Here is an 8,559-nt window from a genome sequence, read left to right as displayed (position 1 = left end):
GTTTAGAAGGCGTGTACCACCAAAAGACGTCGTTTCTGCAATTCGATTTAGTTCGTCATTTAATGCTGTTACTTCTTCTTGAATCGCTACACGATCAGCGTCTGAATTTGAGCCATTTGCTGATTGCAGAGATAAATCACGCATACGCTGTAGAATACTAGTGGTTTCTTTCATGGCCCCTTCTGCGGTTTGAGCCATGGAAATACCGTCGTTAGCATTACGTACTGCTACATCCAAACCACGGGTTTGCGCAATTAAGCGATTTGAAATTTGTAAACCTGCTGCATCATCTTTTGCACTGTTAATTTTGTAACCAGATGACAAGCGCTCCATCGACTTATTCAAACCATCTGTCGCGTTATTTAGGTAACGCTGTGCTGTCATTGCTGATACGTTCGTGTTTACATTAATCGCCATAATATTATCTCCGCTAAGTTTCCGAGTGGCTTCCGTTACTCGGAAAACCGTGCCGCATTTCTGATACTTAACTTAACGGCCTTACTCTAAAAACCTTTAATTTTTTTTCTGTTTTTTTTCACTTAAAGTCGCTTTTTATTTTCATCCCTCTTATATGCAATTCTATAAATAGCAACTACTCATAAAATACAGAAAGCTTACCCACCAATTTAAGCAACTTTATTTATTAAGTAGTTAGTAATGCAATTTAGTTTACGACGACTTTCTAAAACCAATGAAAGATTTAAAAATAACCAACTGAAAAATCATCTCTGCTCTAATGGCCATAAATAACCTTGAAAACAAAAAAAAACCGAGCATTTGCCCGGTTTTTATTCGCTAAGGTTGATATATATCAACGTCTTTAATACGGCTGTTTGACGCTGACACATTCTCATTAATGTTGTCTAAGTTGTTAATCGCATGCGTAAAGCGGTTTTGGAATGCACCTAAATCCGCACGGTTACTGTCTACATAAGCCAGCGCTGAATCTAAAATTGCTACCGCTTTTTGTGAGCCACCAACACTCGTCACATCAATACTTTTAACTGTATCAAGACTTTCTTGACCGATGTTAAGCTGGTCATTCAACGAACCACCAAATGTAATGGAACCTTCTAATACGTCTTCAGCACCAAAGACTTGAAGCACTCCGTCTTCCGTTACAGATGCGTTCACTTTATCGGTCTGACCATTGATGTAAGTGGCTACTTCTTCAATGTCATCACCCGCTTTTGCATTAATGGTGATGTTCTGTTGCGCACCTTCTTTATCTGTAAACGCAATGGTCAATTCGGTATTCTCGGCACCTACAGTCCAACCAGAGTCCTGGCCATTTTCTGCCGAGTAAGTCTTGCCGCCCATATTAACGTTATCTGAACGCATGTTATGTAAATCCAACATTACCGCTTCACCAGAGTCCGCACCAATTTGGAAAGATTTCGTACCGAATGTACCGTTTAGAAGACGAGTGCCACCAAAAGACGTCGTTTCTGCAATTCGATTTAGTTCGTCATTTAACGCTGATACTTCTTCTTGAATCGCCACACGATCAGCGTCTGAGTTCGAGCCATTTGCTGATTGCAGAGATAAATCACGCATACGCTGTAGAATACTGGTAGTTTCTTTCATAGCACCTTCAGCGGTTTGAGCCATGGAAATACCGTCGTTCGCATTGCGTACTGCCACATCCAAACCACGAGTTTGCGCAATTAAACGATTTGAAATTTGTAGACCTGCCGCATCATCTTTTGCACTGTTAATTTTGTAACCAGATGACAAGCGCTCCATTGACTTATTTAAACCATCTGTCGCGTTGTTTAGGTAACGCTGTGCTGTCATTGCTGATACGTTAGTATTTACATTAATCGCCATAATATTATCTCCGCTAAGTTTCCGAGTGGCTTCCGTTACTCGGAAAACCGTGCCGCATTTCTGATACTTAACTTAACGGCGCTATTAAAAAAACCTTTACTGATTTTTTTAATATTTTCATAAAAAATATCTATAACAAGTAAATATGAGATCTTAATGGCAAAATAGTCATTAATTCGAAAAAATAGCTAAAGTTTCGCAATAAGCTGACTTATCACCATGTAAAGAAAAAGAGCCAGCAATGGCTGACTCTTAGTAAAAAATAAAATAGTTATTTTAATAATGTGAGGGCTAAATTCGGCATTTGTTTAGCTTGGGCGAGAATAGAAGTACTGACTTCCTGTAAGATTTGAGCCCGCGTTATCTTAACGGTTTCTCTGGCAAAATCTGCGTCTTTAATCCGGCTATGAGATGCCGCTACATTTTCATGGATGTTATCTAAATTATTAATCGCATGTTCAAAGCGATTTTGAAATGCACCAAGTTCCGAACGGTGCTTATCCACATACCCCATCGCAGCATCAAGTACTGCCACAGCACGCTGGGAACCGCCGACAGTCGTTACATCCAAATCATTAACCGTATCAAACACCGCTCCACTGATGGCAAGTTCAGCCGACAGAGTTCCACCAAAGGTAACTGCACTCGACACTGCATCGGCGGCAGTGAATATTTGTAGTTGGCCTTCTTCATTTACAGAAGCTGAAACTTGATCCGTCTGACCATTAATATAAGTCGCTAACTCTTCAATATCATCGCCAGCTTTCGCTGTAATATTGATATTTTGTTCAGTACCTTTATCATCTTTAAACGACATTGTTAATGTTTGCTCAGGGCCTGAAACTTTCCAATCCTTTCCAGCAGGAACTTCAGCAAGATACGAAACCCCTCCCATGTTAGCCGTGTCTGAACGCATATTTTTTAGGCCTAACCTTACCGCCTCTCCGGAGTTAGCCCCTATTTGAAAAGCTGCACTGCCAAATGTGCCATTAAGCAATCGACGGCCACCAAAAGACGTGGTCTCTGCAATTCTGTTAAGTTCATCATTTAAATCGCTGATCTCTTGCTGGATCGCCTGACGATCTTGCGCTGAATTCGAGCCATTTGCAGACTGTAAGGACAAATCGCGCATACGCTGTAAGATGCTGGTTGTTTCTTTCATTGCCCCTTCGGCTGTTTGGGCAATAGAAATTCCATCATTGGCATTACGAACGGCAACATCTAGCCCTCTCATTTGAGATTTAAGGCGATTTGATATTTGTAACCCTGCCGCATCATCTTTAGCACTATTAATACGGTTTCCTGATGACAAACGTTCCATCGCTTGATTGAGCTGATCAGTCGCATTATTTAATGACCGCTGAGCCATTAATGCTGAAACGTTAGTATTAACGGTTACTGCCATTTAAATCTCCCCATGCCCTGTAAAAATAATTGAGCTATACATAGCCATGGTAGGTATATCGGCAAAAAGGAAAAAATCTTTACGGATTTAAGGGTAGGAAAAAGAAAGAAGGATAAAACCTCGGGTGCCCCGTAATCGGGGCATAAGGAGGGCTGGATTTTTTATGAAGGAGATCTGTGAGAAATACACAAAAAACCCAGTTGCCTTAAACGCTGCCATTATAGGGAATGGACAAGAAGCTGATGAGAGATGAGAGCACTTCTTGTCCGTCCACAATGACTGCTGTTGCCCAATTACTGCAATAGGTTTAGTGCAGCATTTGGCAACTGTTTTGCCTGAGCAAGAACCGAAGTACTCGCTTGTTGCAAAATTTGGCTCTTCGTAAGTTGAGTCGTTTCTTTTGCAAAGTCTGTATCTTTAATACGGCTATTAGACGCAGACACGTTTTCTTGAATGTTCGCTAAGTTATTAATACTGTGCGTTAGGCGGTTTTGCTTCGCACCTAAATCTGCACGCTGGCTATCAATGTAAGCGAGTGCAGAATCAATAACACCAACCGACATTTGAGCGCCACCAACCGTCGTTACATTCAACTCTTGAACCGTAGTCTTAGTACCAGCAGAACTTTCTAAACCAAGTTCAGTAGCTAAGCTACCAGATACTTCTAATGTCCCTTGAATATTTGGTTCTGCGATAAACAATTGAAGTTTACCATCTTCGCCGACAGAAGCCGTTAGCGTATCGTTTTGACCATTGATATATGTCGCTACTTCTTCAATATCGTCGCCAGCATGCGCTTTTAAATCAATCTCGATTAACTCACCTTCGGTAGTAGTGAATGAAAGCTTAAGGTCATTTTTACCTTGCTCTACATTCCAGTCAGCATTTTTACCGTTTGCAGCGGTGAAAGTTTGCCCACCCATGCGGTAATCATCAGCACGAACGTTAGTCAATTCCATCAAAATGGCTTCACCTGAGTTAGCACCAATTTGGAATGCAGATTCACCAAACGTACCATTTAACAGACGACGACCACCAAAAGAAGTTGTTTCGGCAATACGGTTTAATTCGTCTTGCAGTGCATGTACTTCTTCTTGAATGGACTCACGGTCTTTATCTGAGTTTGAACCATTTGCTGATTGCAAAGATAAATCACGCATACGCTGGAGGATGTTAGTCGATTCTTTCATCGCACCTTCAGCAGTTTGTGCAATTGAAATACCATCACTTGCATTTCGCATTGCCACATCTAAACCACGTGTCTGAGATGTTAAACGGTTAGAAATTTGTAAACCAGCAGCATCATCTTTTGCACTATTGATACGATGACCTGATGACAGGCGTTCCATAGATGTATCAAGATCTGAAGTGGCTTTATTTAAATAACGCTGCGCAGTCATCGCAGATACGTTGGTGTTTACATTTACACCCATGTTGCTCTCCTTTGGCTTTCGCTTTTTTGCGAAACAGCTGACCCATATCAATCGCTCCTTGATATATGAAATGGGCATAGCCACAAAAAATTACTGATATAGCCACTGAATGGCCAAACCTAATCAACCTAATGCAAAGTGCATGCCAATAAAAAACAAGATATTTATCAGCAAGTTAAGTTGTTCATATCTTATTGGCTCTCACCTTCGGCAACGTGCTGCCCATTTTTTTGCCAGGCGGCAATTGCAAAAAGTCACCAACACATTAATAACCAAGCATATTTCAGGCCAATTAGTTGGCAAGTAATTTAACCTACGCACAAAAAGACAAAAAATCTTTATATTCAAATACTTTAGTCATGAAAAATATCTCTACTTTTCTTTAAAAACACAATTGAACGATGTCTCTTTATTTGATTTACTACGTTTTATGGTGATGGCAAAATCATACAAAATAAAACCTTATATACGTAAGCATTTCACCTTAATCTTAAGACCGTAAATTGCCGTATGAGACAAAAAACCGCCAAATGTTTTCCGCTTATGGTCTATATATTGCCGCTAAAAACTGCAACATAATCATATAAATAAAATACGATAGCCGGAATAAAGAGTTTATAGGCCATATAAAAAAACACCTCCACTAAAAAGCGGAGGTGTTTTAATAAAACCAGATTGAACGTTAAATGTAATTAAATAAAGTCAAGTCTTTCACTTTACCAAAGGCCTGTTGGGAAGCTTTGAGGGCTAACGTATTTTCATTAAAATCAATCACGGCTTGAGCATAATCCAAGTCTTCAATACTACTTAGAGAACGACTTAGCGTTAATTTATAATCTTCGTGTTGATTTTCTTGGTTGTCTAATGTCATCTGACGAGAGCCCACATCTGCCCTAGCTTGGTTCAAATGAATAAATGCGGCATGAAACTGCTCTGTCACTTGGTGTAATTCAGCAGTTGCCGATGCATCGGATACTGACGTTGTGGCTAACTCACCAGCTCGCTTAAAGCTATCAAACACACTAAATGTCCGTTGTGGCTCAAGAGTGATGGTATCACCAGATTTCATTTCACCACGAACACTAATCGATACAGAGCCCCACTTGATCCCAGTGCTTGGATCAAACCTAGCATTATCTACAACGGAGCCATTCTGAGATAACTCATAGTTGTATTTGCCGTCTTCAGCCGCTGTAAATCGAACGCTATAAATCGCATCATCGTTAAAGTCATTGTTTTTTGCATTCGAGAGCAGCAAAGTCGACCCCTCTCCTAATGCGTACTGAGGATCAAAGTCACCATATGGATTTTCGACCTCCATAAATAACTTACTGCCCGCATCATTAACTGGAACTTCGATCGCGCCAGAAACCTTAACTTTACGCTGATAGTCATCACCCGCATAACTTACGCTGCCATCGTTATCACGAAAAAAAGGCTGTGTCTTAGGCTTAGTACCAGAAAAAATATAGTTGCCCGATTCATCTTGGGTATTCGTCAGATTCAGCATGTTATCAAACAAGCCTTTTAGATCCTGGCCATGAGCAATGCGATCTTCATCAGACAATGAACCATTGATCATTTCCATGACTTGCCGTTTAGCTTCATCAGTAAATTGCTCTGCATTGGTAATCGCAACTTCATGACGATTCAGACGATTTCGCCCTAAAATAATCGCATCTAGATATTGCTTCACTTCTGTTGTTTGTTGCTTAATGTTCTGTGCATACAATGCTGCAACAGGATCATCCCCCGCAGTGAGCAATTTTTTACCTGAGGCCAGTTGAGCATGATTTTTATGCACTTTTGCTTCTTGGCGCATAATGTCATTCTGCACTGACTGGTAATTATGAAAACTTGAAATTCGGTTTAGCATACAGCAACATTCCTTCTACTAAGACATACGCAATAGCGTGTCAAATGTCTCATTTGCCGCTGTCATGATTCTTGAAGACGCCATATATGCTTGCTGAAATTTCATCATATTGGCGGCTTCTTCATCTAAGTTCACACCGGAAACAGAGGCTACACGGCTTTGTGCCGCTTCATTCTCTACCCGTGAAACTTCTTTTAATCTCGTTGCCGTTGCCTTTTTTAAGCCCATTTCTGTATTGAGGTTTTCATACAAATCGATAACCGTTGAGCGGCCTTCATCCATTACTTTATTTGTCTGAATATTTTGCATTAACAGTAAGTTGCCGTTATCACCTTCAGAAGGGACAAGGTTTACCGCAAACTTGTCATTTGGCAAAGCACCAGAGCTCAATTCAAAAGTAGTACCATCAACAGTAATCGGTCCTTCTGGCGGATACGGTTGCGGTTGAAGTAAAATTTTGCCTTTCATATCAAGTACTGCAAACTGATTAGCTGCCGGAGACACGACAACTTGAAATTCTTTTAGGTTACCAGCTTCTAATACTCTAAAATCAGCAGTGCCTTGAGCAAAGGTCTCTGAACTCATGTAGCTTTGAGCGGCAATTTTCTCAGGATCGTTCATGGCCAATTGCATAGCAGCAGCTGCTGAACGTGAAGGTCTTAATAACACACGCTCGCCTGCCGAGAGAGAACTATCAATTTGCACTCGCATACCATCAATCAGCACTGTTGATGGGCTACCTGATGGTTCTACTTTTTGAACTTCACCTGTTGGTTTTGTAATTGTGTATTGGCTACCGTCGTATTTAAGGGTGTAATCGCCAGCTTTAAGCATACTGATATCATCGATATATACACTAACATCGGCACTTGAATTACCGCTAATTACAGCACGTTCTTTGGCTGCAATCTCAGAGTTAATATCACTGAACATCACACTACCAACATTACCACGTAGGTCGATAGCCTGCCCTTGTAAGCGGTTTACCTCACCCGTAAAACCAATCGCCACACGACCAAGCTCATCCATAATGTGAGGAATGGTTTTATCACGCAATTCAAACAGCGAAGCCAACTTACCACCAATACTGTCATGCTGAATCGCTTTTACACCTTCCCCTTCAATCATGGCCAAACGACGTTGTTGAGGATCAGGCTTGCCTGGGATCATTTTTAACGTACTAGATTCAGTACCAGACACCAATGTATGACCAGTACCGATAAGAATATTAAAAGAGTTTTCATTGTTTCGAGGAGTAATGGTAACTTTTGTGTACTCTGACAACTCATGAATCAGTTTTTGGTGACGATCCATTAAATCGTTATGCGGACCTGGCGTTTTCACCATCATTTTATGAATGCCTTTCAGCTCTTCAGCGATGCTATTCATACGCTCTACAACAAGATCCATTTTTTTATTGGTATCGTCATTTTGCTGACGAACCGTATCATGGAAATCATTTAAACTTTGAGAGACTAAACGAGACTTTTCAAGAACAACTTTACGCGCACCAATTTCGTTAGGACTGTCCGCTAAGGTTTTTACTGCATCAAACCAATCATTAATATTTTCTGGGATTTTTTTCGCTGAAAGTGACGATAGCATATTATTCAAAACATCGAGGTTTGCCTCAGTGTCCATTGAATAATTAAGATTGGTTGTTGAAAGATTCAGTTCATTAATTGCAAACTGATCGAAAGATCGGCGAACATTGGCAACATGAACACCAGCACCATAATTGTTGCCTGCATACCAATGTGCTTTGTTCGTATCTTGGATAACAGACTGACGACTATAGCCTTTAGTATTAACATTGTTAATATTATGACCCGTCGTATTGAGCTGCCTTTGCGCCGTAAGTACACCTTGTGTACCCAAATTAAGCAGATCAAATCCCATGTTGCCTCCAAATAACAAAATAAGCGAAAATTATCCTAACATCACTTACTTAGCAATTTATGTGCCACATGAAAAAATAAGTTAATTTTGTTAAATTTCAAAAAGTTAAAGTAAAG

At 40.4% G+C, this 8,559-nt stretch carries 4 protein-coding genes and 2 pseudogenes; all 6 read right to left on the bottom strand.

Annotation, left to right across the window (positions count from 1 at the left end; translation table 11 throughout):
* A pseudogene (locus MHO82_RS16595) lies at positions 1-417 on the bottom strand (flagellin B); the annotation flags it as partial.
* A gap of 399 nt (positions 418-816) precedes the next feature.
* Positions 817-1,830, bottom strand: a pseudogene (locus MHO82_RS16590) (flagellin); the annotation flags it as partial.
* A 271-nt stretch (positions 1,831-2,101) separates the two neighbouring features.
* The gene (locus MHO82_RS16585) at positions 2,102-3,235 is read right to left on the bottom strand and encodes a flagellin (protein ID WP_239185466.1); all 1,134 of its coding nucleotides are present in this window, start codon (positions 3,233-3,235) and stop codon (positions 2,102-2,104) included.
* A gap of 293 nt (positions 3,236-3,528) precedes the next feature.
* On the bottom strand, positions 3,529-4,668 hold the full coding sequence (locus MHO82_RS16580; RefSeq protein ID WP_239185464.1) for a flagellin: 1,140 nt from the start codon (positions 4,666-4,668) through the stop codon (positions 3,529-3,531).
* Positions 4,669-5,350: 682 nt separating this feature from the next.
* On the bottom strand, positions 5,351-6,544 hold the full coding sequence (gene flgL, locus MHO82_RS16575; RefSeq protein WP_239185462.1) for a flagellar hook-associated protein FlgL: 1,194 nt from the start codon (positions 6,542-6,544) through the stop codon (positions 5,351-5,353).
* Between the two features lie 18 nt (positions 6,545-6,562).
* Positions 6,563-8,443 carry a flagellar hook-associated protein FlgK gene (flgK, locus tag MHO82_RS16570; protein WP_239185460.1) on the bottom strand — a complete coding sequence of 627 codons (1,881 nt, stop codon included), beginning with the start codon at positions 8,441-8,443 and terminating at the stop codon, positions 6,563-6,565.
* Positions 8,444-8,559 lie beyond the last annotated feature (116 nt).

This window comes from Vibrio sp. Of7-15, from assembly GCF_022347565.1.
Taxonomy (GTDB): Bacteria; Pseudomonadota; Gammaproteobacteria; order Enterobacterales; family Vibrionaceae; genus NORP241.
Note: the sequence above shows the minus strand (reverse complement) of the source record. Positions and strands in the feature narration are given on the sequence as shown.